The organism is Gordonia sp. NPDC003950, from assembly GCF_053605205.1.
Window position 1 is genome coordinate 157,605 of record NZ_JBSGIT010000010.1, and the last position, 21,679, is coordinate 179,283.

Sequence of the window (21,679 nt, forward strand, 5' to 3'; positions counted from 1 at the left end):
CAGTGGGTCGAGCCGTTCCGCATCGGTGGAACATGTTCTAAACTAGAACACGTTCACTCGACCCAGGAGTTCGCCACATGGCCGTTGACCAGCACGTCCGCGAGCAGATCGCGGCTGATCTCTGGAACGCCGAAAAGACCGCGACCGCCATCGACCGGCCCACCGACACCCACCCCGACCTCGACGTCGTCGACGCCTACGAGATCCAGCTGATCAACATCCGCAAGCGCCTCGACGCGGGTGCGACGGTCGCCGGCCACAAGGTGGGGCTGGCGTCGGAGGCGATGCAGAAGATGATGAACGTCGACGAACCCGACTACGGGCACCTGCTCGATGAGATGCAGTACTTCGAATCCACCCCGATCGACGCGTCGACGCTGTGCTTCCCGCGTGTGGAGGTCGAGGTCGGATTCCTCCTCGGCAAGGACCTGCCGGGCGCCGGCTGCACCAACGACGACGTCATCGATGCGGTCGAATGGGTGGTGCCGTCGATCGAACTGATCGACTCGCGGATCAAGGACTGGAAGATCACCTTGTGTGACACCATCGCCGACAACGCGTCGTCGTGCGGGTGGATTCTGGGGGAGCAGCGTGTGCCGATCAGCGAGATCGACACCGGCGACATCGACGCCGTGCTGCATCGCAACGGCGAGATCGTCGCGAAGGGCAATTCGTCTGCGGTACTGGGTCATCCGCTAAATGCGGTGAGCTGGCTCGCCCGCAAGGTGGAGAGTTTCGGGGTGCGACTACGCAAGGGCGACCTGATCCTGCCGGGCACCGCGACGCGCGCCTTCGACGTCGGACCGGGCGACCACGTCGTCGCCGAATTCGCCGGGCTCGGCTCGGTGACATTGGATTTCACGTGAGACAAGAGGAGATCACCCCGTGGCGAAGCTGACCGCAGCGATCGTCGGGTCGGGCAACATCGGCACCGACCTGATGTACAAACTGGAGCGATCCGAGGTGATCGAACCGCGATGGATGGTCGGCATCGACGCCGACTCCGAAGGGATGAAACGTGCCGCCGACCGCGGCCTCATCACCATGAGCGGCGGCGCCGACGAACTCCTCGGCTCGTCGGACAAACCCGACCTGATCTTCGAGGCCACCTCGGCGTATGTGCACCGTGAGTACGCGCCGAAGTACGAGGCGGCCGGCATCACCGCCGTCGACCTCACCCCGGCCGCCGTCGGTCCCGCGGTGGTGCCGCCGGCGAATCTGCGCGAACACCTCGACGCCCCCAACACCAACATGATCACCTGCGGTGGGCAGGCCACCATACCGATGGTGCACGCGGTGAGTTCGGTTGTGCCCGTGCCCTATGCGGAGATCGTTGCATCCGTCGCGTCGGTGTCGGCCGGACCGGGTACGCGCGCCAACATCGACGAGTTCACCCGCACCACGTCGAAGGGTATCGAGACCATCGGCGGCGCCGACCGCGGCAAGGCCATCATCATCCTCAACCCGGCCGATCCGCCGATGATCATGCGCGACACCATCTTCTGCGCCATCCCCGCCGACGCCGACACGGATGCCATCGCCGAGTCGATCCACAAGCGGGAGAAGGAGATCCAGCAGTACGTGCCGGGCTACCGGCTGCTGCAGGACCCGCAGTTCGACCCGCCCAGCATCATCAACGGTGGTCACGCCCGCGTCTCGATCTTCGTCGAGGTCGAGGGTGCCGGAGACTTCCTGCCGCCGTACGCCGGCAACCTCGACATCATGACCGCCGCCGCCACCAAGGTCGGCGAGGAGATCGCGAAGACCAAGTTGGGAGTCTCGGCATGACCACCACGCATCCGGAGCTGATGGCGAACGCCCGCAAGTACTCCGACACCCTCGACATCCGCATCACCGACTCGTCGTTGCGCGACGGCAGCCATCACAAGCGGCATCAGTTCACCGAGGAGGAGGTCCGCGCGATCGTCGGCGCCCTCGACGACGCGGGTGTGCCGGTCATCGAGGTGACCCACGGCGACGGGCTCGGTGGCTCGTCGTTCAACTACGGGTTCTCCAAAACCCCCGAGCAGCAACTGATTGCGGCCGCAGCGGACACCGCCAAACGCGCCAAGATCGCCTTCCTGATGCTGCCCGGGCTCGGCACCAAGGACGACATCCGCGCCGCGCAGGACAACGGCGGTCAGATCTGCCGCATCGCCACCCACTGCACCGAGGCCGACGTCTCCATCCAGCACTTCGGCCTGGCCCGCGACCTCGGCCTGGAAACCGTCGGCTTCCTGATGATGAGTCACAGTCAGCCGCCGGAGGTCATCGCCAAGCAGGCCCGCATCATGGCCGATGCCGGATGCCAATGCGTCTACGTCGTCGACTCGGCCGGAGCGCTGGTCCTCGAAGACGTCACCGACCGCGTCGCGGCGGTGCGTGCCGAACTCGGCGACGACGCCCAGATCGGCTTCCACGGACACGAGAATCTCGATATCGCCGTGGCCAATTCGATCAACGCGGTCCGCGCGGGTGCCCAGCAGATCGACGGTTCCATCCGCCGCTTCGGCGCCGGTGCGGGCAACACCCCCACCGAGGCCTTCGTCGGCGTCTGCGACAAACTCGGCATCACCACCGGCATCGACTTCATGAAGATCGCCGACGCCGCCCAGGACGTCGTCCGCCCGGTGATGCCGTCGGAATGCCTCGTCGACCGCCCGTCGATGATGATGGGTTACGCCGGTTGTTACTCCAGCTTCCTCAAGCACGCCGAGAACCACGCCGAACGCTACGGCGTCTCCGCCGCCGACATCCTCATCGAGGCCGGAAACCGCAAACTCGTTGGTGGGCAAGAGGATCAGCTCATCGACATCGCGCTGGAACTCAAGAAGAAGGCCGACGCGAACGCGGGGGTGTAGGTTCGCGCGGGTCCTCGCTGTTCACGCGGCTCCTGCTCACTCGCGCGGTCATTGCAAAGACCGCGCCGATGAACTGGACCCGCGCGAGCCGAGACGACCCGCGCGAATACGCCCTACATCCCGGCCGGCGGATGCCCCAGGCAGATCAACGCACCCAGCGGATCCTTGATCACGGCCAGGGTGCCGTACGGGGTGTCCTCACCCGGCATCACCACCTCCCCGCCGAGCTTCTCGGTCAGCGCCACCGTCGCGGCGACGTCGTCGACGCAGATGTAGATCTGCCAGAACGACGGTGCGTCTCCGAACGTCCCGTTCGCGTCCATGATCCCGCCGTAGGCGCTCTCACCGAAGAACAACTGCGAGTATCGAAGTGGGCCACTCGGCGGATTCTCCATGCCGGTGTTGTCGATGACGGTGTCGGCGCGCGCGCCGACCACCTCGCTGTAGAAGGCGATCGACTTGGGGTAATCGTTCGACGCCAGTTCGAACCAGTACGGCGCTCCGTGCACACCCCACTCGGTGAAACCCGGGTGCTGGTTGGGCTTCCAGAAGCCGACGACGGCGCCGGCGGAGTCGATGGCCACCATCATGGTGCCCTCGTCGCCGACCGCCATCGGCGGGAACATGATCGAACCGCCGGCGGCCTCGACATTCTTCGCGGTCGCGTCGGGATCCTCGGTGTGCAGGTAGAACGACCACACGTTGGCCGGTCCGCCGGCCTCCTCCATATACGGGCTCAAACCGGCGACCCGGGCGCCGCCCCGGCGGAAATTGCGGTATCCGCCGAACTCCTCGCGGGCCTCCTCGGCCTCCCAGCCGAAGATCTGCCCGTAGAACTCGGCGGCCTTGTCGGGGTCGCTGCTCATCAGGTCGAACCAGATCGGGGCGCCCACCGGGGCGGAATACTCGGCCATGACGTGTCTCCTTCGGTGCTGACGATGGTGTCGGCAGTACAGACCGTCAGTCTTCCCGAAACTCATCGGCCGTGGAGGGGACCCACCGATCTCGTGACGTGCGTGAGGAAGTCGCGGGCCGCGCCGGCCTTCGGTTCCCGACCGCCGATCCACACCGCCCGCAGGATGCGGGTCAGATCCAGACCGTCGACGTCGACGACGACGAGCCGCCGGCCCGCGCCGTCGCCGGTGATGTCGTCGCGCACCGACAGGTCGCTGAGCACCGCGGGCCCGGCGCCGGCGATCACCGCCGAACGCACCGCCGCCGTCGTCGACAACTCGAGCACCGGTGCCGCGATCGCGACGTCGTCACCCAACGCCGCGCGCAGGCGTGTCTCCAGCACTCTCCTTGTGCCGGAACCCGATTCGCGGGTGACCAGCGGGGTGGCGGCGAGTTCGGCGGCGGTCACCGAGTCCCGGCGCGCCCACCGATGATCCGGCGGGACGACCAGCACCAGCCGGTCGACGGCGACATCCCGGCTGTGCACTCCGGTGGCCACGGTCGGACCCTCGACGAAGCCGAGTTCGACGTCACCGCCGCGCACCAGTTCGCACGCATGCTCGGAGTTGGTGGCGGTGAACGAGACCTTGGGTGTGGTGTCGGCGGATGCGGCGAAGGACACCAGCCAGCGGGGCAGGAGGTGTTCGGCGATCGTCAGGCTCGCCGCGATCCGCAACTGGTCGCGACGCTCCCGGCGCAGCGCGGCGAGGCCGGCGTCGAACTCGCCGGCCACGGTCAGCAGTCGATCGGCCCACTCCGCGACCAGGGTGCCCGCCTCGGTGGGGACGGTGCCGGTCGGCGAGCGGTCGAGCAGCGAGACGCCCAGCGTCGCCTCGAGGGCGCGCATCCGCGCCGACGTCGCCTGCTGTGAGATCCCCAGTTCGGTGGCCGCCGCGTTGAGGCTGCCCGTGGTGACGACGGCGAGCAGCGTTTCCAGGGACACCAGATCGGGCATGCGGGAGCTCAACACCCCGCCAGGGTACAACCGGTCGTTGTATCCCCTGCAGGAGATTGCTCTCTACTGCGCACAGGCCGCGACCGCGACAGTGGATGACATGACCACCACCGTGACCCGATCCGCGATCGCACCCGCCCGCTTCGCGCATGTTCCGCCCAATTGGTTCGCTGCGGTCATGGGCACCGGGATCATCTCGGTGGCCGCCCACGCGCTGGTCGATCGGTCGGCGATGTTCGGAGCGGTGTCGATCGTGTTCTGGCTCTTGGCCTGCATGATCTTCACCTCCGTGGTCGCGGCCACCGCGGTCCACTGGCTGGCCCACCCGGCGGCCGCGCGTGGCCACCACAACCACCCGGTGATCGCCCACTTCTACGGCGCCGTGCCGATGGCGACACTGACCGTGGGGACCTCGACGCTCGTCGCCGGTACGTCTGCGATCGGCCACGACGCCGCGTTGGCCGTCGATCTCGTGTGCTTCACCGTCGGCACCGTCGGCGGAGTCGTGACGGCGATCGTCATCCCCTTGCGGCACCTGCGATCGACCGGCCGCGGCGACGCCTTCGGCGGATGGCTGATGTCGGTGGTGCCGCCGATGGTGTCGGCGTCGGCGGCCGCGGTACTGGCCGGTGCCGTCACCGACACACGTGCACGCGAGATCCTCCTCGTCATCGGGGTGGCCGCCTTCACGCTGTCGCTCGCGCTGAGCGCACCGATCATCGTCGCGATCGGTCGTCGCCTGTTCACCGACGGCGTCGGCCCGGCCGCGCTGGTGCCGACGTGGTGGATCGTGCTCGGTCCGCTGGGGCAGTCCGTCACCGCTGCGTGCCTGCTCTCGCACAACTCCACCGGACTGCTCGACGCCCCGACCGCGCGGCTGGTGCACGACCTCGCCCTCGGGTATGCGATCGGGGTGTGGACCCTGGCCGTGGCCTGGATCGTCCTGTCCGCGACGATCACCACCCACACCGCTCGTCGCGGCCTCCCGTTCGCGCTGACCTGGTGGTCGTTCATCTTCCCGGTGGGCACCTTCGTCACCGGTTCGGCGGCTCTGGCGCTGGTCGACGGCTGGGTGGGGTTCACGGTCGCGGCACTGGTGTCGTTCGTGGCGCTGGTGGTGGCGTGGCTGGTGGTGGCGGCGCGAACCGTGGCCGGCCTCGTCGACGGGTCGCTGCTGGCGGCACCGGCTCGTGGCACGCTGGAGCGGTGAACAGCGTCGTCGACAGAGTCCGCCCGTACCTGTGGCCCGCATTGGTGATCGCCGGAGTGGTGATCGTCGGGTGCAGTCAGGCCACCTGGGGATACTCCGACGAGGGCATCGGGTTGCGGATCACCGGGCTCGGTGGGGTCGACGCCACTGCCGCCGATTCCGCCGACGCCCAGGCCTTCTTCGCCGATCAGACCCACCGGCCGGGACTGATCACCCTCATCCTGGGTGTGGTCATCTTCCTCGCCGCGACCCTCTGTTGGTGGAAGCCGTTCCGTGCCAATCGAATCGCCGTGGCGGTCGCTGCCGGGATCATCGTCGCCGCTGGGGTGGCGACGGCGGTCTGGGCGGGTGTCGTGGTCGCCGATCCGGCCCGAAAGCTGTTCGACGCCAACGTCATCGACGCGGTCGACCTACCCGGCCCGATCCTGAGCCCGGGGTGGGGTCTGATCACGACCCTCGTCGTCGGGGTGATCACCGCGGTTGTGGCAGTCATCGCTGCGCTGCTGCGGTGGCGTCAGGGCGTCTCACCTGCGCGGTAGTGCGCGACGCTCATCTCGTGCCACTGTGGAAGGACCAGACGTTCACATCGAGAGGAGACCCACCGTATGCGTGGAGTCATGATCTATGCCCCCGGCGACATCCGCGTCGAGGAGCGTGACGACCCGACCATCATCGAACCCACCGACGCCGTCATCAAACTCGCCGCATCCTGCGTATGCGGTTCGGACCTGTGGCCGTACCGCGGGATCGAGGACGTCACCAAGCGTGCCCCGATGGGCCACGAGTACGTCGGCACCGTCACCGAGATCGGCGACGCGGTCACCACGATCAAGGTCGGCGACTTCGTCGTCGGATCGTTCTTCGCCTCCGACAACACCTGTGAGATCTGCGTCGACGGTTACCAATCGCGGTGTGTGCACGCCAAACCCATGGGCGCGATCGGTACGCAGGCCGAGTACGCCCGGATACCGCTCGCCGACGGCACGCTCGTCGCCACCCCGGGTCAACCCGATCCCGACCTCATCCCGTCGTTGTTGGCGGCCTCGGACGTATTGGGGACCGGATGGTTCGGGGCCGTCGCCGCCGACGCCGGACCGGGTAAGACGGTGGCCGTGGTCGGCGACGGTGCCGTCGGACTGTGCGCGGTCATGGCCGCCAAACAACTTGGTGCGCAGCGCATCATCGCCATGAGTCGCCATGCTGACCGGCAGGTGCTGGCCCGCGAATTCGGGGCGACCGACATCGTCGAGGAACGTGGCGACGAGGGTGTCGCACGGATCAGGGAACTCACCGACGGCCTCGGTGCACATTCGGTCATCGAGGCAGTCGGTACGCAGGAATCGATGATGCAGGCGATCCGGTCCACCCGGCCCGGCGGACACGTCGGCTACGTCGGGGTGTCGCACGGCGTCGAACTGCCCGGACTCGAGGTCTTCTTCGCCGAGGTGCATCTGCTCGGCGGCCCGGCACCGGTACGGCGGTTCCTGCCCGAACTGATCGAGAAGATCTGGGATCGAACCATCAACCCGGGCAAGGTGTTCGACCTCACCGTGCCGTTGGCCGAAGCCGCAGAGGCCTACCGGGCGATGGACGAACGTCGCGCCACCAAGGTGTTGCTGTCGGTGTGAGAAACTTCGACCCTCACCAGTACCCGTCGGGATCGGACTCCGGCGACTCCGACGGGATGATCCCTTCGGCGACACCGTGATCGATACTCGCCGACAGGCGGGGGCAGGTCCGCATCATCGCCGGGTTGCCGCCGGTTTCCCGGATCGTCGCCAACTCGTTGCAGCACGCCGCCGCCGCGGAGTTCCACTGCACGCTGGTGTGGTGCGGACTGGTCTTCTTCACCATCACGCACGCGTGGCATGACCGGCATTCGATCTCGGTCATGCCACCGCGCAGATAATGGGCGCGGTCGCGCGCGGTCGCGTCATGAACGCGCGCGAGGTGGGCCGGGTCGGCGCTGAAATCGGGTGCCTTGGCCCAGCCCTGAGTGTTCTCCTCGACAGCGCCCGTCATCTGCTCACACCGGGCTCTCGGCGGTGTCCGCAGCTTTCTCGTCCTCGTCCTGCCGGCGTCGCAGATTCTCGGCCACTTCGACGTTCCAGCTCTCGACGGCCTTCGTGGTGTCGATCTCGTACTCGAAACGCTGCGTCATCTCGTCGACGACGTCGGTCTTGTCGACATAGAACTGCTCGTACCAGCGTCGAAGTTGGTACACCGGCCCGTCCTCCTCGACGAGGAGGGGATTGTCGATGCGTGTCTTGTTCTTCCAGATCTCGACGTCCTGGAGGAATCCGACCTCGATACCCGCGGAGATCTTCGCGGCCATCTTGGCCGCCTGCTCCTTGTTGAGTCCCTCCGGGATCTTGGCCATCACTCCGTACATCAGGACGAAGGAGTTGGCGTCGATGGGGTAGTGGCAGTTGGTCAGGATCGTCTCGATCTTGAAGTCGCCGTAGTACTGCACCATCGGGTTGAGCATGTAGGACGGGCCGTAGTACGCGGCCACCGATTCGAGCCGGCTCTCGGCGTAGCCGCTGCCGAAGTCGACGTCGGGCCGGCCGTGGCTGTTCATGTACTGCGCGGCGGTCTCACCCTCGAAGACGTTCTTGAAGTAGTCCGGCAGTGCATAGTGCACGTAGAAGAAGTGCGCCATGTCGACGACGTTGTCGATGATCTCGCGGCAGTTGGAGCCCTCGATGACGAGCCGATTCCACGTCCAGGTGGTCCACTCGTCGGTCCCGAACTCCGAGAGTTCCGGGATGACGGAGTCCTCCGGGGGTGGGTTGCCCTCCGGATCGTTGTAGACGAACACCTGGCCGTTGCGGATCATCGTCGGCCACGCACGCGTCTTGGCGAGTTTGGGATTGCGCTTGGCGTAGGGAACGCCGCCGCATCGTCCGTTGCCTTTCCACATCCAGCCGTGGAACGGGCAGGCCACGTTGTCGCCCTTGATGTTGCCCTGGCTCAGGTCGCCGCCCATGTGTCGGCAGTAGGCGTCGAGCACCTGGATGTCACCGGCGGTATCGGCCCAGACGACCAGCTTGGTGCCGAATACCTGCACCGAATGCGGCTTGCCGTCGCGGAATTCGTCGACCAACCCGAGGCAGTGCCAGCCCCGTGCGAAGCGCGTCGGCGGGGTTCCGGTGTCGATCTCCCGGATTCCGGTGTCCGTGCTCCCGGTGTCCGTGCTCTCGGTGGCCGGGCTCCCGGTGACACTGCTGCCGGTGTCGGCTGTCGCGGTCATGCGGCGCTCTCCCATCGTCGTGGCGGTGGTGTATCGATCGGCGAAAAGCTCTGACGATTCGCCCCACGGCCAATACTAGAACATGTTACAAAAATGGTGACGGGTTCGAGGCTAGCGGACCTGATATGGGCAGGACATGAGGCCAAAGGCCCAGTACTCGACATAAATGAGAACGTGTTCTAGTCTCGGAAGAAGTTGAGAGCAGGAGCCGTCCAACGGCCGGAGTTTCGGCGACGGCGGCGACGACGAGGACAGGAATGGGCGAGATGCCAGCACAATCGAGCGGGTCTGACCAGCGCAGCGAGGCGGCGGAGCAGGTCCTGGAGAAAATCAATGCACTGCTGCCGGAGATCGAGCAGCGTGCGCAACAGACCGAGGATCTCCGACGCATCCCCGACGAGACCGTCTCCAGCCTCGAAGGTGCGGGCTTCTTCAAACTGATGCAACCCGAACAGTGGGGCGGCTATCAGGTCGATCCGGTCACCTTCTACGAGGCGGTCCGGCGACTGTCCACCGCGTGCGGATCCACCGGTTGGGTCTCCGGCATCATCGGCATCCACAACTGGCATCTGGCGCTCTTCGACCAGCAGGCCCAGGAGGACGTCTGGGGTTCGGACACCTCGGTGCGGATCTCGTCGTCGTATGCCCCGATGGGGGTGGGCGAGGTGGTCGACGGTGGCTACAAGGTGAACGGCAACTGGGCCTTCTCCTCGGGCTGTGAGATCGCCGACTGGACCTTTGTCGGTGGCCCGGTGATGAAGCGCGGCAAACCCGTCGACTTCGTCAGCTTCCTACTCCCGCGCTCGGACTACACCATCAAGGACGTGTGGAATGTGGTCGGGCTCAAAGGCACCGGCTCCAACACCCTGGAGGTCAAGGACGCCTTCGTGCCGACCCACCGGGTCCTGAGCATGCGCACCATGGCCGAGTACCGCAGCCCCGGGCTTGCACGCAACACCGCACCGGTCTACAAGATGCCCTGGGGCACCATCCATCCGAGCACGATCTCCACGCCGATCGTCGGAATGGCTTACGGCGCGTATCACTCTCACGTGGAGCATCAGGGCAAGCGGGTGCGCGCCGCCTATGCCGGTGAGAAGTCCAAGGACGATCCGTTCGCCAAGGTGCGTATCGCCGGTGCGGCCAGTGACATCGACGCCGCGTGGCGCCAACTGTCCGGCAACCTGCAGGCCGAATACGACCTCATCCTCGCCGGCGAGGAGATCCCGATGGAGTTGCGCCTGGCCGCCCGCCGTGACCAGGTGCGGGCCACCGGACGGGCCATCGCCGCCGTTGACAGCCTCTTCGAGAATTCCGGCGCGGGTGCGCTCAACGTCGATTCGCCGATTCAGCGGTTCTGGCGGGACGCGCACGCCGGGCGGGTGCACGCGGCCAACGATCCGGAACGCGCGTACGTCGCATTTGGCAACGGCGAGTTCGGGATTCCGGTCGGCGACACCATGGTGTGACGGCATCCGCGCCGCAAGAGATCACGTGACATCCGAGGAGACACAGAAAATGACCGAGAGTCCCATCCGATCGCTGGGCTATATGCGTATCGAAGCGACCGACATGGACGCCTGGCGCGACTTCGGGCTCAAGGTGCTCGGCATGGTCGAGGGCGACGGTCCCACCGAGGGTGCACTCTATCTCCGGATGGATGACTTCCCGGCACGTCTGGTGATCGTGCCCGGTGAGCACGACAGACTCTCATCGTCGGGCTGGGAATGCGCCAATGCTGCTGCGCTGCAGGATGTCCGGGATCGGCTTTCGGATGCCGGAGTGGTCTTCCGAGAGGCCAAGGACGAAGAACTCCTCGACCGGCAGGTCGTGGAGATGATCGTCTTCACCGATCCGGCCGGTAACACCATCGAGGCCTTTCACGGTGTGGCGCTGCAACATCGACGCATCGTCAGCCCGTACGGACATCGATTCGTCACCGGCGATCAGGGACTCGGTCACGTCGTCCTCACCTGCGACGACGACAAGGCGGCACTCGAGTTCTATCGCGACGTGCTCGGCTTCTCCCTGCGTGATTCGATGCGCCTGCCCCCGCAGGTGGTCGGCCGTGAGGAGGGTGACGAGGTGCCCTGGCTGCGCTTCCTCGGCTGCAACCCGCGCCACCACTCGCTGGCCTTCCTGCCCATCCCCAACTCGACCGGCATCGTGCACCTCATGGTGGAGGTGGGCAACTCCGACGACGTCGGCCTCTGTCTCGACCGTGCACTGCGCCGCAAGGTCAAGATGTCGGCCACCCTCGGCCGGCACGTCAACGACCTCATGCTGTCGTTCTACATGAAGACCCCGGGAGGATTCGATGTCGAATTCGGTTGTGAGGGACGACAGGTCGACGATGGTGACTGGATCGCCCGGGAATCGACCGCGGTCAGCCTCTGGGGCCACGATTTCACGGTCGGATTCCGGGACTGAGCGTCCCGCGATGAACGCGACACCGTACGGTTCCGCCGACTTCGACTCCCGCCAGTTCCGCACGGCGATGGGCCAGTTCTGCACCGGCGTCACCGTCATCACGACGTTGACCGCCGATGATCAACCCACCGGCTTCGCGTGCCAGTCGTTCGCGGCCCTGTCGCTGGACCCGCCGCTGGTGCTGTTCTGTCCGCAGAAGACCTCGCGTACCTGGACCGTGATCGAAGAGCGGGGCGCGTTCTGCGTCAACGTGCTCTCCAACCGGCAGCAGGACGTGAGCGCGAACTTCGGTGCGCCCCGCGACGACAAATTCGCCGGCGTCACCTGGGATCCGTCACCGTCGGGGCTTCCGGTGATCCGGCACTGCCTCACCTGGGTGGAGTGCACCATCGAGACAGTCGCAGACGGCGGCGATCATCACATCGTCATCGGCCGCGCCCAAACACTAGGGGATGTGTTGCAGGACAAGCCATTACTGTTCTACCGCGGTGGATATCTGTCCACCGAGCATCCGCGCGTGACACCCGCCCAGGCCGAACTGGAGAACTTCCTCACCTGGACCGGAGGGGACACCTGGCTATGAGTGCCCCCGCGCAGACGCCGCCCGTCGCGATCCCGGCCGACGTCACCCGACCTTTCACCGATGCCATTGCCGAGGCCGAAAAGTTGATCGCCTCCGCGGAATTCATCGTCGACGAGCATGATCTCGCCGAAGGCTACGACTATCTCGCCGGCAGCATCTCGGCGATCCTGCACCTGGTGCGGACCCGCAACCTGACCCACCCGGTGTTCGTCACCTCGACCGGACCGTACACCAAGATGGGATTGGACAACCCGGACACCCTCTACCGGCACGCCGACATCGAGGACACCGGAACCTACCGCGTGTGGGGTCGGCGCGGCACCACCGCCGACCTGAGTTTCCAAGTGCTGCGCGGGGATTACACCCCTGAGGCGGTACCCGGTGGCGACGACGCCTTCGACGATCGGCGCCTGAGCATCGACGGCGACGGTCACTTCGACATCACCTTCGCACCGGCCGGTTCCGCACCCGGTGCGGGCCGGTTCGTCCTGCCGGACGGGGCGACGACACTGTCGGTCCGTGAGGTGTACTCGGACTGGTCGGCCCGCAAGGGAGAGATCGCCATCGAACGCGTCGACAGCGCCGGGACGGCACCCGCCGAACCCGATCTCGACCGCGTGGTCCGCCGGTACCGCACCGCCGCGAAGATGCTGACCGCACGCGTCAACACCTGGTTCAACTTTCCGAAGTGGTTCTACCTCGACGAACCGGTGAACACCTTCACCCCACCGCGGCTCACCCCGGGCGGTCTGGCCACCCAGTTCTCCTCGGTCGGCCACTATCGGCTTGCCGACGACGAGGCGATGGTGATCACCGTCCCGAAATCCGTTGCGCCGTATCAAGGCTTCCAACTCGGCAGCCTCTGGTACATTTCGCTGGACTACGTCCACCACCAGACCAGCCTCAATTCCGCTCAGGCACAGGTCGATCCGGACGGGATGATCCGGATGGTGGTGTCACACCGCAACCCCGGCGTCACCAACTGGATCGAGACCACCGGACGACGCCGCGGCATCCTGCAGTTCCGTTGGCAACGCACCGACACGCCGATCACACCCGAACTCGGTCCGAGCGCACAGGTCATCGACATCGGCGACCTCGACCATCACCTGCCCTACCTCGAGCAGAACCGCATCGACGACCGCGGATGGTCGGAGCGAATCGCGCAGAGGCAACGGCAGTTCGCCGAAAGGATGCTCGCATGACCGTCACCACGCCGGCCACCGGACTGCTCGCCGGCAAGGTCGTCGTGGTGTCCGGCGTGGGTCCCGGACTGGGCCGATCGATCTGCCTGCGCGCGGCCGCGGCCGGAGCGACGGTGGTGCTCGCGGCCCGCACCGAATCCCGACTCAAGGAGGTCGCTGCCGAGATCGACGGTCCGAGCCTCGTGGTGCCCACCGACATCACCGACGACGACGCCGTGACCTCTCTCGTCGGCGCGGTCACCGACGAGTTCGGTGGCGTCGACGTGCTGGTGAACAATGCGTTCGCCCTGCCGTCGATGAAACCCCTGTCGCGCACCGCCTTCGACCAGATCACCACGAGTCTCGACCTGACGGTGCTGGGTACCCTCCGGGTGATCAAGGCGTTCACCGACTCCCTCGCCGAGCGGTCGGGCGCCATCGTCAACATCAATTCGATGGTGATTCGGCACTCCGAACCCCGCTACGGCAGTTACAAACTCGCGAAGTCGGCGATGCTTGCGATGTCGCAGACCCTCGCCACCGAACTCGGTGAGAAGGGGATTCGCGTCAACTCCGTGGCACCCGGCTACATCTGGGACGATCAGCTCCGGTGGTACTTCGGCGAGATCGCCACCAAGTACGGCATCACCCCGGAACAGGTGTACGAGCAGACCGCCGCGAAATCCGACCTCAAGCGGCTCCCCGAGCCCGACGAGATCGCCGACGCCGTCGTCTTTCTCGCCTCGCCGATGGCGGCCGCCATCACCGGCCACACCCTCGACGTCAACTGCGGGGAATACCATGACTAGATCGACCCTGACCTCGGTCGGCACCGTCGACGATCTCCACGAATCGGCGATCCGGGCAACAGGTCTCGACGATTTCGGCGACGCCGCCTACCGCGAACCACTGCAGATCCTGCTCGAGTCCTATGCCGACGAGGCCGGGCTGACCGAACTGGGCAGCAAGATGTTCCGGTTCTTCCTCAAGGGAGCGCTGGTGGCGCGCCTGCTCAGTGAGGCATCGTGGAAGGCCAATCCGGGCCACGCCGACGTCGAGATCACCCGCCCGATCTTCGTCACCGGGCTGCCGCGCACCGGAACGACCGCGCTGCATCGTCTGCTCACCGCCGATCCTGCGCATCAGGGTCTTCAGATGTGGCTGGCCGAGTTCCCTCAACCCCGACCCCCACGCGACACCTGGGCCGACAACCCGGTATACCAACAGATCAACGCCGGTTTCGCACAACACCACGTCGAGAACCCCGAGTTCCTCGGACTGCACTACATGGACGCCGGCGAGGTCGAGGAATGCTGGCAGTTGTTGCGGCAGAGCATCATGTCGATCTCCTACGAGTCGCTGGCGTACCTGCCGAGCTACTCACGCTGGCTGGCCGGTCAGGACTGGACACCCGCCTACGCGCGACACAAACGCAATCTGCAGTTGATCGGCAGCAACGACCCCGACAAGCGGTGGGTACTCAAGAATCCGAGCCATCTCTTCGCCCTCGACGCGCTGATGGCCACCTACCCCGACGCGCTGGTGATCCAGACCCACCGCGCACCCGAGACCATCATCGCGTCCATGTGCAGCCTCGCCGAACACGCCACTCCGGGATGGTCGACGACCTTCGTCGGCGGCCGGATCGGACAGTCACAGTTGGAACTGTGGTCGCGGGGACTGCGCGAATTCTCCGCCGCGCGTGAGCGATACGACTCAGGCCAGTTCCTCGACATCGACTTCGCCGACCTGCGGGCCGACCCGTTCGGCGTCGTGGAACGGGTGTATGAGGCGGTGGGTGCCGACCTCTCCGAGCCCGCGCGCGCGGCGATGGTCGCACTCGACGAGGAGAGCCGGTCCGGTGCGCGGGCACCCCGGCACACCTATCGGCTCGCCGATTACGGACTCGACGAGGAGTCGGTGGCGGCGGCATTCGCCGACTGACCCGTCGGCGGCAGGTCGTGGAACACGGTGCGCCAGTACTGTTCCGGCAACTCCGCACCCGAGTGCAGCACGATGGCCAAGCCGGTGGCCATCGCGATGCCGAGAAGGCCCAGCCACAGACCGGACACGGCGATCACCATCACCGCGACGGTGCGCAACACCGGCCACGTGTCCAGCCAGAGCAGGATCGGAGCGAAGAACAGACTCGCCACGATGTACCACGACGACCACGCCCGGTCGGAACGCATCGTGATCCGGAGCCAGCGCGGGACCGCGACGTCGGGTTCCGACGGCGGTGACGGTGTGTCCATCGGGCCTCCTCTCGGCATGCCCATTGCACCCCTCGGAGCCGCGTGCGGTCAATTACCTTGGAGGTCATGGACACCTCTCGTCGGCCCGGAGAGATACTGCGCGACTGGCGACATCGCAGCGGGCTGTCACAACTGGCGCTGTCGGCGCTGACAGGTGTGAGCGCGCGGCACCTGAGTTTCATCGAGACCGGGCGTTCGACGCCGAGCACCGAGATGGTGGTGCACCTGAGCGGTCATCTCGACATCCCACTGCGCGAACGTAATCGGATTCTCGTGGCCGCCGGGCACGCGCCGGTCTATTCACATCACGACCTCGACGATGACGCACTGGCCGCGGTCCGCGGGCAGCTCTCGCAGATGGTGCGAGCCGTCGAACCCGCGCCCGCCGTGATCCTCGACAGACACTGGAACATGGTGGAGGCCAATGGTGCCATCGGTGTGCTGCTCGATGGTTGCGCCGCCGATCTGCTCGCGGCCCCGGTGAATGTGGTTCGGCTGGCGCTGCATCCGCGAGGGATGGCACCCCGGATCATCAATCTCGCCGAGGTGCGCGCGCACCTGATCGGGCAGGTCCGGCGTCGTGCGGACCGGACCGGTGACCCGGCCCTCGACGGCCTCGTCGGCGAACTGTCGACCTACGGCGGCGCCGGTGACGCCGATACGCAACCCGGGTTTGCCGGCGACGGCGCCGTGGTCCTGCCGCTACGCCTGACGCACCGCGATGGGGAACTGCGCTTCTTCTCGACCGCCGCGGCGCTGACCTCCGCACGTGATGTCACCATCTCCGAGCTCACCGTCGAAACCTTTCATCCCGCTGACGCACACACGCGTGAGTTCCTGTCTCGCCGCGCCGGGTCGGACACGGCATGAGGAACAGGCGTCGGGCGCCTACGGTGAGCACATGGCCGAATCTCCGGAGCGACGGACCGAAGAGGGTTTCCGTCGCCTGATCGCGTTCACCGACGCCGTCGTCGCGATCGCGTTGACGCTGCTGATCCTCCCGCTGGTCGACGTCGTCGGCGATCTCACCGAGGGGGAGACGGTCGGGCAGGTGTATCGCGACCACTCCGACGAGGTGATCGGCTTTCTGATCAGTTTCGCGGTGATCTGGGTGCTGTGGCGCAATCACCACCGGATGATGGAGAACTTCCGGGCCTATGACCGGGTGATCTTCGACCTGCACTTCGTGTGGATGTTCACCATCGTGGTGTTGCCCTTCATGACGGCGCTGATCAGCGGACATGAGCTGAAGGGCGCCAATCTCATGTACATCGTGGTGCTGTTGGTGTCGATCGCCACCCTCATCGCGATGTCGCTGTGGGGTCGTCGGCACCCGGAGTTGATGGAGACCTCACCGGAGGGAGATGCGTGGCGGTCGGCGCCACCGGACTTCGGGACGATCGTGATGCTGACGCTGGCCTTCGCGGTCACCGCACTCATTCCGGCAGTGGGTCTGTGGTCGTTGCTGTTGTTACTGCTCGCCGGACCCGCGAATGCGGTGGGGATGCGGGTGATGCACGCGCGGCAGTAGTGCTCTCGGGCTCGGGCTTGTGTGATCGTCGTGAGGTCCGACGTCGCCCGATCACCCCGCTCAGCGACGCAGCTCGGCCACCAACTCGCCGACCACCTCGTGAGGCTGACCGAACAATTGCGAACTACCGTGGGCGCGTTTGAAGTACAGGCCGATGTCGTGCTCCCAGGTGATGCCGATGCCGCCGTGCAGTTGGATCGCCTCACCGGTCACCGACGAGAACGCCTCCGAGCAGTAGACATGTGCCGCGGCGGCCAGGTCGGGGGCGTCCGGAACGTCGGCGGCAACCGCGTCGATCGCCGCCCGCGACATCGACCGAGCCGTCTCCACCAGCATGTACATGTCGGCCATCCGATGCTTGAGGGCCTGGAAGGATCCGATGACCCGACCGAACTGGGAGCGTTCCCGGCTGTAGTCGACGGTCATCGCAAGCGCCCGCGTCGCGCCGCCGACCTGCTCGGCGGACAACAACGCCCGCGCGGCCGCACGTACCCGGTCGACGGTGGCGGAGCCGGCCGAAATCGTGGTCGCCGGCACCTCGTCGAATGTGACCGACGCCAGCGGCCGGGTGGGGTCGACGGTCGGCAACGCGGCGACGGTGACGCCTTCGGCGTGCGCGTCGACGTCGTGGACGGTGGTACCCGAGTCGGTGGAGGCCAACACCAGGAAGTGATCGGCGCACTCACCGTCGATCACGTAGTGGGCGGTGCCCGAAAGCAATCCGGCCTCGGCGCGCACGCCCGGCGATCCCGACCAGCCGGACGGCCCGGCCCAGCAGGTGGCGACGATCTGCTCGCCGGAGGCGATGCCGGGCAGCAGTCGTTGTGCCGCATCGTCGTCGCCGGCGGCGTTCACGACGGCGGCGGCCAACGCGGCGGTGAAGACCGGGACCATCGCCAGTGTCGCACCGAGTTCCTCGAGGACGATCCCGGTCTCGACGAAGGTGGCACCGGCACCGCCGACGTGCTCGACGATGGGCAGGGCCGCCACACCGATCTCGGCGCTCAGCGTCTGCCACAGCGACCGGTCGATCCGTGGTGTCCGCGTCATCGCCCGTCGCACCGCCGCAGGGTCGGACCGCTGCGCGAGCAGGGAGGCGACCGACTCGCGTAGCGCCTCACGATCCTCGGCGGAGATCGGCTCCGCCCCAACAGGGTTGTTGACGGCGGGGTTGTTCACAGCGGGATCGTCGACGGTGGTGCTCATAGCGTCTCCAGGATGCGGGACCGGTGTTGTGCCGGCGTACCCCACGCGCCGACGAGGGCGCGGGTCTTGGTCAGATAGATCGAGAGATCGTGTTCGGCGGTGTAGCCGATCGCACCGAGAACCTGTAATGCGTTGCGCGAAGCGAGGTGTGCGGCGTCGGAGGCGGCCACCTTGGCAGCCGAGACGTCGCGGGAGACGTCGGTGTGCTCGGGTGCGCCGCCGTCGATGCCCACGGCGGCTCCGTAGACCAGCGGCCGGGCCATCTCCACGGCGATCGCCACATCGGCCAGGTGATGTTTGACCGCCTGGAAGGAACCGATGGCGCGGCCGAACTGCTTGCGGGCCAACGCATACTCCGATGCGATGGCCAGCATGCGCTGCCCCAGGCCGAGTAGCTGTGCGGCGGTGGCGAGCGCGCCGAGATCGACGGCCCGTGCGCCCACCACCCCGGTCTGGATGGTGTCGCGGGCGCGGACTTCGGAGACCGTGCGCGCCGGGTCCACGGACTGACGAGTGCTGACGGCCTCGGCGGTCGAGAACGTGCCGTCGGCCAGCAGGTAGATCGTGTGTGCGGCGTCCGCGTCGGCGGCCATCGGCGCCCACGGTGCGGCCGCCACGGTCACCAGTCGGCCTTCGGCGATCCCGGAGAGCATCTCCACGTCGTCGATTCCGGCGAGCAACGTCGGGACGACGGCGAGGGTTTCGGCCAGGGGGCCGGGGACGGCGTGACGCCCCAATTGCTCCGCAGCGACCACCATTTCGACGGCGCCGGCACCGGCGCCGCCGCTGCCCTCGTCGATCATCAGGCCGAACACCCCGGCGTCGGCGAGGTGGCCGAATGTCGCCCTCGCCGGGTCGCGATCCCCGGCGGCCCAGGCCCGCGCGAGTGCGGGACTGTCGGCCTTGGTCAACAGGCCGTCGATGCTCGACGCGAGGTCGTCATGGATGTCGGACAACAGGAAGTCCATGTCTCACCGATCTCCCCGCGGCAGTCCCAGCAGCCGCTCCGCGATTACATTGCGTTGAATCTCGTTGGTACCGGCGTAGATCGGACCGGATAGGGAGAACAGGTAGCCGTCCATCCACGGGTCGTCGATCTCGGCGAGCGAGCCCTGCAGGTCGAGTGCGGTCTCGTGTGCGGCGATGTCCCACTGCGACCAGAAGACCTTGTTGATCGACGACTCCATGCCGAGTTGCCCGCCGGCGGCGAGGCGGCTGACCGTCTGATACGTCGAGAGTTCGTATGCGCGGGAACCGATCCAGGCGTCGGCGACGCCCTTGTCGGTGGCCGCGGTGGACGGGACCTCGTCGCGGTGGGTCTTCCACAGCTCGACCAGGCGGTCGGTGGTGGCCAGGAATCGCCCCGGTGAGCGCAGGGACAGTCCGCGTTCGTTGGCGGCAGTGCTCATCGCGACCCGCCATCCGTTGTCGACCTCGCCGATCACCCCGGACTCGGCCGGTGCACCGGGGTCGTCGGGGACAAAGACATCCTCGAGGAACAACTCCGCGAATCCGGCTTCGCCGTCGAGTTGCGCGATCGGACGCACCGTGACGCCGGGACTGCGCAGGTCGAACATGAAGTAGGTCAACCCTTTATGACGCTGCGCGGCCTTGTCGCTGCGGAACAGGCCGAACGCCCGATCGGCGAAACTCGACCGGGAACTCCACGTCTTCTGTCCGTTGAGCAGCCACCCGCCGTCGGTGCGGGTGGCCGTGGAACGCAACGACGCGAGATCGCTGCCCGCCTCGGGCTCACTCCACGCCTGTCCCCAGATGTCGTCGGCGCGGGCCATCCGCGGCATGATCCGCGCCAACTGCTCCGGATGGGCGTGCTCGAAGAGGGTGGGCGCCAATAGGAAGATGCCGTTCTGGCTCACCCGGCCCGGTGCGCCGGAGCGGTAGTACTCCTCCTCGAAGATCAGCCAGTGCAGCAACGGTTCGTCACGACCACCGAACTCCTCCGGCCAGCTGACCACCGACATCCGGTCGGCGGCCATCGTTGCCTCCCACTGCCGATGGGCCTCGAAACCCTCGGCGGTGTCCATCGACGGAAGCGGCTGTGCGGGAACGTGATCGGCCAGCCAGGCACGCACTTCGGCGCGGAAGGCATCGGCGGCGTCGTCGAAGAGGAAATCCATGTCAGGCACCGCTGCCGTTGGGGGAGGCGGCGGTCTTCATCGACTTGGCGTCCATGCCGCCCAGCGAATCCCCGCCGGCGGCCTCGGCATTCGCGGAATGGGCGAAGTGATGCCAGCCGAAGACCGAGTCCATCGCGTTGCGCATGCCCATCTGGTCCTCGCAGATGTTGACGGCCTTCTTCGCCAGGAACAGGCCCTGCATCGGCATCTCGACGATCCTCTCGGCGATGCCGTTCACCCTGCCGGCCAGGCCATCCCGCTCGACGACGTGATTCACCATGCCCCAGTCGGCGGCCTGGGTGGCGGTGAACCGGTCACCGGTGAACAGGATCTCCTTGGCGCGACGCGCGCCGAGGACGTAGGCGTGGGCGAAGTACTCGACGCCGGGAATCCCCATGCGGGCCACCGGATCGGAGAAGAACGCATCGTCGGAGGCGACGATGAAATCGCAGACCCAGGCGAGCATCAGGCCACCGGCGATGCAGGCGCCGTGCACCTGGGCGATCATCGGTTTGGGGATGTCACGCCACCGGCGGCACATCCCCATGTACACCTCCATCTCCCGGGCCAGGCGCTGATCGGCCCCGGTCTTGTCGGTGTGGTCCCAATGCAGGACGGCCGCGTTCTCGTAGAAGGTGTCGAAGTCGCGTTCGGGGGTGCCGATGTCGTGACCGGCCGAGAAGTGCTTGCCGTTGGCCCGCAGGACGATCACCTTGACCGACGGGTCGTCGACGGCCTTGCGGAACGCCGCGTCGAGCGAGTACGTCATCACCGAGTTCTGCGCGTTGCGGTACTCCGGCCGGTTGAGCGTCACATACGCGACGGCGTCGCCGGGCCCTCCCGTTTCGTAGGCGACGGGGGAGGTGTCCGGCCCGAGGTCGCTCGGGCCCAACGGCGCGGGGATGACGGCATCGCTCATGTCCACGAGCGTAACCTAGCAAGTGCTTGGTTGGTAGTTCGACGTGTGAGTCGCGGTTGACGGAAGTGGGGGAGGGACGTTCTTCCTCCACTTTCGTGATCGTCCGCATGGAGTTTCTGCTGCTCACGCGACCTTCGCACTCGCTGGTTGACCAGAGCTTCGAGGCCCGGCAGCTGTACCTGCTGCCAGGGTCGCCGACG

The 21,679-nt window shown here is 66.6% G+C and carries 23 protein-coding genes; 14 read left to right on the top strand and 9 right to left on the bottom strand.

Annotated features, from left to right (window positions below; genetic code table 11):
* Nucleotides 1–77: 77 nt before the first annotated feature.
* Genes ACWETB_RS11280 through dmpG form a run of 3 tightly spaced genes read left to right on the top strand, consistent with a single transcriptional unit; the run spans nucleotide 78 to nucleotide 2,861 of the window.
* Nucleotides 78–866 (top strand): 2-keto-4-pentenoate hydratase, encoded by a 789-nt coding sequence (locus ACWETB_RS11280; protein ID WP_348808733.1) that lies wholly within the window; start codon nucleotides 78–80, stop codon nucleotides 864–866.
* Nucleotides 867–885: 19 nt separating this feature from the next.
* On the top strand, nucleotides 886–1,788 hold the full coding sequence (locus ACWETB_RS11285; protein WP_348808734.1) for an acetaldehyde dehydrogenase (acetylating): 903 nt from the start codon (nucleotides 886–888) through the stop codon (nucleotides 1,786–1,788).
* Nucleotides 1,785–2,861 (top strand): 4-hydroxy-2-oxovalerate aldolase, encoded by a 1,077-nt coding sequence (gene dmpG, locus ACWETB_RS11290; RefSeq protein ID WP_348804708.1) that lies wholly within the window; start codon nucleotides 1,785–1,787, stop codon nucleotides 2,859–2,861. The genes ACWETB_RS11285 and dmpG overlap by 4 nt, the downstream gene beginning before the upstream one ends.
* A 113-nt stretch (nucleotides 2,862–2,974) precedes the next feature.
* On the opposite strand, the gene ACWETB_RS11295 is transcribed toward dmpG, so the two are convergent.
* Together ACWETB_RS11295 and ACWETB_RS11300 are read right to left on the bottom strand one after the other, a co-directional pair.
* Nucleotides 2,975–3,775 carry a VOC family protein gene (locus tag ACWETB_RS11295; RefSeq protein ID WP_452211151.1) on the bottom strand — a complete coding sequence of 267 codons (801 nt, stop codon included), beginning with the start codon at nucleotides 3,773–3,775 and terminating at the stop codon, nucleotides 2,975–2,977.
* Nucleotides 3,776–3,837: 62 nt separating this feature from the next.
* Nucleotides 3,838–4,770 carry a LysR family transcriptional regulator gene (locus ACWETB_RS11300; RefSeq protein ID WP_452211203.1) on the bottom strand — a complete coding sequence of 311 codons (933 nt, stop codon included), beginning with the start codon at nucleotides 4,768–4,770 and terminating at the stop codon, nucleotides 3,838–3,840.
* Nucleotides 4,771–4,870: 100 nt separating this feature from the next.
* Here ACWETB_RS11300 and ACWETB_RS11305 point away from each other — a divergent pair, with 100 nt between their 5' ends.
* The 3 genes from ACWETB_RS11305 to ACWETB_RS11315 all read left to right on the top strand — a co-directional run bounded on the left by ACWETB_RS11305 (nucleotide 4,871) and on the right by ACWETB_RS11315 (nucleotide 7,608).
* Nucleotides 4,871–5,980: an SLAC1 family transporter gene (locus ACWETB_RS11305; protein ID WP_452211153.1), complete on the top strand. Its 1,110-nt coding sequence runs from the start codon at nucleotides 4,871–4,873 to the stop codon at nucleotides 5,978–5,980.
* Entirely contained in the window at nucleotides 5,977–6,519 is a 543-nt protein-coding gene (locus tag ACWETB_RS11310; RefSeq protein WP_452211155.1) for a hypothetical protein, read from the top strand. Before ACWETB_RS11305 ends, ACWETB_RS11310 begins: the two co-directional genes overlap by 4 nt.
* A 66-nt stretch (nucleotides 6,520–6,585) precedes the next feature.
* The gene (locus ACWETB_RS11315; RefSeq protein ID WP_452211157.1) at nucleotides 6,586–7,608 is read left to right on the top strand and encodes a zinc-dependent alcohol dehydrogenase family protein; all 1,023 of its coding nucleotides are present in this window, start codon (nucleotides 6,586–6,588) and stop codon (nucleotides 7,606–7,608) included.
* A 13-nt stretch (nucleotides 7,609–7,621) separates the two neighbouring features.
* Here ACWETB_RS11315 and ACWETB_RS11320 read toward each other — a convergent pair whose 3' ends face one another.
* Both ACWETB_RS11320 and ACWETB_RS11325 read right to left on the bottom strand, forming a co-directional pair.
* Nucleotides 7,622–8,002: a hypothetical protein gene (locus tag ACWETB_RS11320; protein ID WP_452211159.1), complete on the bottom strand. Its 381-nt coding sequence runs from the start codon at nucleotides 8,000–8,002 to the stop codon at nucleotides 7,622–7,624.
* Between the two features lie 4 nt (nucleotides 8,003–8,006).
* On the bottom strand, nucleotides 8,007–9,233 hold the full coding sequence (locus ACWETB_RS11325) for a Rieske 2Fe-2S domain-containing protein (RefSeq protein WP_452211161.1): 1,227 nt from the start codon (nucleotides 9,231–9,233) through the stop codon (nucleotides 8,007–8,009).
* A 257-nt stretch (nucleotides 9,234–9,490) separates the two neighbouring features.
* On the opposite strand from ACWETB_RS11325, the gene hsaA reads away from it, so the two are divergent.
* From hsaA to ACWETB_RS11355, 6 genes are read left to right on the top strand one after another with little or no spacing between them, the layout of a single operon-like run.
* Nucleotides 9,491–10,702, top strand: a complete 1,212-nt coding sequence (hsaA, locus tag ACWETB_RS11330) for a 3-hydroxy-9,10-secoandrosta-1,3,5(10)-triene-9,17-dione monooxygenase oxygenase subunit (RefSeq protein ID WP_452211163.1) — start codon at nucleotides 9,491–9,493, stop codon at nucleotides 10,700–10,702.
* A gap of 49 nt (nucleotides 10,703–10,751) precedes the next feature.
* Nucleotides 10,752–11,663, top strand: a complete 912-nt coding sequence (hsaC, locus tag ACWETB_RS11335) for an iron-dependent extradiol dioxygenase HsaC (protein ID WP_452211165.1) — start codon at nucleotides 10,752–10,754, stop codon at nucleotides 11,661–11,663.
* A gap of 10 nt (nucleotides 11,664–11,673) precedes the next feature.
* Nucleotides 11,674–12,246, top strand: a complete 573-nt coding sequence (hsaB, locus tag ACWETB_RS11340; RefSeq protein WP_452211167.1) for a 3-hydroxy-9,10-secoandrosta-1,3,5(10)-triene-9,17-dione monooxygenase reductase subunit — start codon at nucleotides 11,674–11,676, stop codon at nucleotides 12,244–12,246.
* Nucleotides 12,243–13,451, top strand: a complete 1,209-nt coding sequence (locus ACWETB_RS11345) for a hypothetical protein (RefSeq protein ID WP_452211169.1) — start codon at nucleotides 12,243–12,245, stop codon at nucleotides 13,449–13,451. The genes hsaB and ACWETB_RS11345 overlap by 4 nt, the downstream gene beginning before the upstream one ends.
* Nucleotides 13,448–14,239 (top strand): SDR family oxidoreductase, encoded by a 792-nt coding sequence (locus ACWETB_RS11350; protein WP_452211171.1) that lies wholly within the window; start codon nucleotides 13,448–13,450, stop codon nucleotides 14,237–14,239. Before ACWETB_RS11345 ends, ACWETB_RS11350 begins: the two co-directional genes overlap by 4 nt.
* The gene (locus tag ACWETB_RS11355; protein WP_452211173.1) at nucleotides 14,232–15,374 is read left to right on the top strand and encodes a sulfotransferase family protein; all 1,143 of its coding nucleotides are present in this window, start codon (nucleotides 14,232–14,234) and stop codon (nucleotides 15,372–15,374) included. The genes ACWETB_RS11350 and ACWETB_RS11355 overlap by 8 nt, the downstream gene beginning before the upstream one ends.
* Here the strand turns inward: ACWETB_RS11355 and ACWETB_RS11360 are convergent.
* Nucleotides 15,329–15,685 (bottom strand): hypothetical protein, encoded by a 357-nt coding sequence (locus ACWETB_RS11360; RefSeq protein ID WP_452211175.1) that lies wholly within the window; start codon nucleotides 15,683–15,685, stop codon nucleotides 15,329–15,331. The genes ACWETB_RS11355 and ACWETB_RS11360 overlap by 46 nt on opposite strands.
* A gap of 66 nt (nucleotides 15,686–15,751) precedes the next feature.
* On the opposite strand from ACWETB_RS11360, the gene ACWETB_RS11365 reads away from it, so the two are divergent.
* Together ACWETB_RS11365 and ACWETB_RS11370 are read left to right on the top strand one after the other, a co-directional pair.
* Nucleotides 15,752–16,555: a helix-turn-helix domain-containing protein gene (locus ACWETB_RS11365; protein ID WP_452211177.1), complete on the top strand. Its 804-nt coding sequence runs from the start codon at nucleotides 15,752–15,754 to the stop codon at nucleotides 16,553–16,555.
* 31 nt (nucleotides 16,556–16,586) lie between these two features.
* Nucleotides 16,587–17,216, top strand: a complete 630-nt coding sequence (locus ACWETB_RS11370; protein WP_452211179.1) for a TMEM175 family protein — start codon at nucleotides 16,587–16,589, stop codon at nucleotides 17,214–17,216.
* 60 nt (nucleotides 17,217–17,276) lie between these two features.
* Here ACWETB_RS11370 and ACWETB_RS11375 read toward each other — a convergent pair whose 3' ends face one another.
* Genes ACWETB_RS11375 through ACWETB_RS11390 form a run of 4 tightly spaced genes read right to left on the bottom strand, consistent with a single transcriptional unit; the run spans nucleotide 17,277 to nucleotide 21,479 of the window.
* Nucleotides 17,277–18,422 (bottom strand): acyl-CoA dehydrogenase family protein, encoded by a 1,146-nt coding sequence (locus ACWETB_RS11375; protein ID WP_452211181.1) that lies wholly within the window; start codon nucleotides 18,420–18,422, stop codon nucleotides 17,277–17,279.
* Nucleotides 18,419–19,390: an acyl-CoA dehydrogenase family protein gene (locus ACWETB_RS11380; protein ID WP_452211183.1), complete on the bottom strand. Its 972-nt coding sequence runs from the start codon at nucleotides 19,388–19,390 to the stop codon at nucleotides 18,419–18,421. The genes ACWETB_RS11375 and ACWETB_RS11380 overlap by 4 nt, the downstream gene beginning before the upstream one ends.
* Before the next feature lie 3 nt (nucleotides 19,391–19,393).
* Nucleotides 19,394–20,560, bottom strand: a complete 1,167-nt coding sequence (locus ACWETB_RS11385; RefSeq protein WP_452211185.1) for an acyl-CoA dehydrogenase family protein — start codon at nucleotides 20,558–20,560, stop codon at nucleotides 19,394–19,396.
* Nucleotide 20,561: 1 nt separating this feature from the next.
* Complete coding sequence (locus tag ACWETB_RS11390) at nucleotides 20,562–21,479, bottom strand: enoyl-CoA hydratase (RefSeq protein ID WP_452211187.1); 918 nt, start codon at nucleotides 21,477–21,479, stop codon at nucleotides 20,562–20,564.
* Nucleotides 21,480–21,679 lie beyond the last annotated feature (200 nt).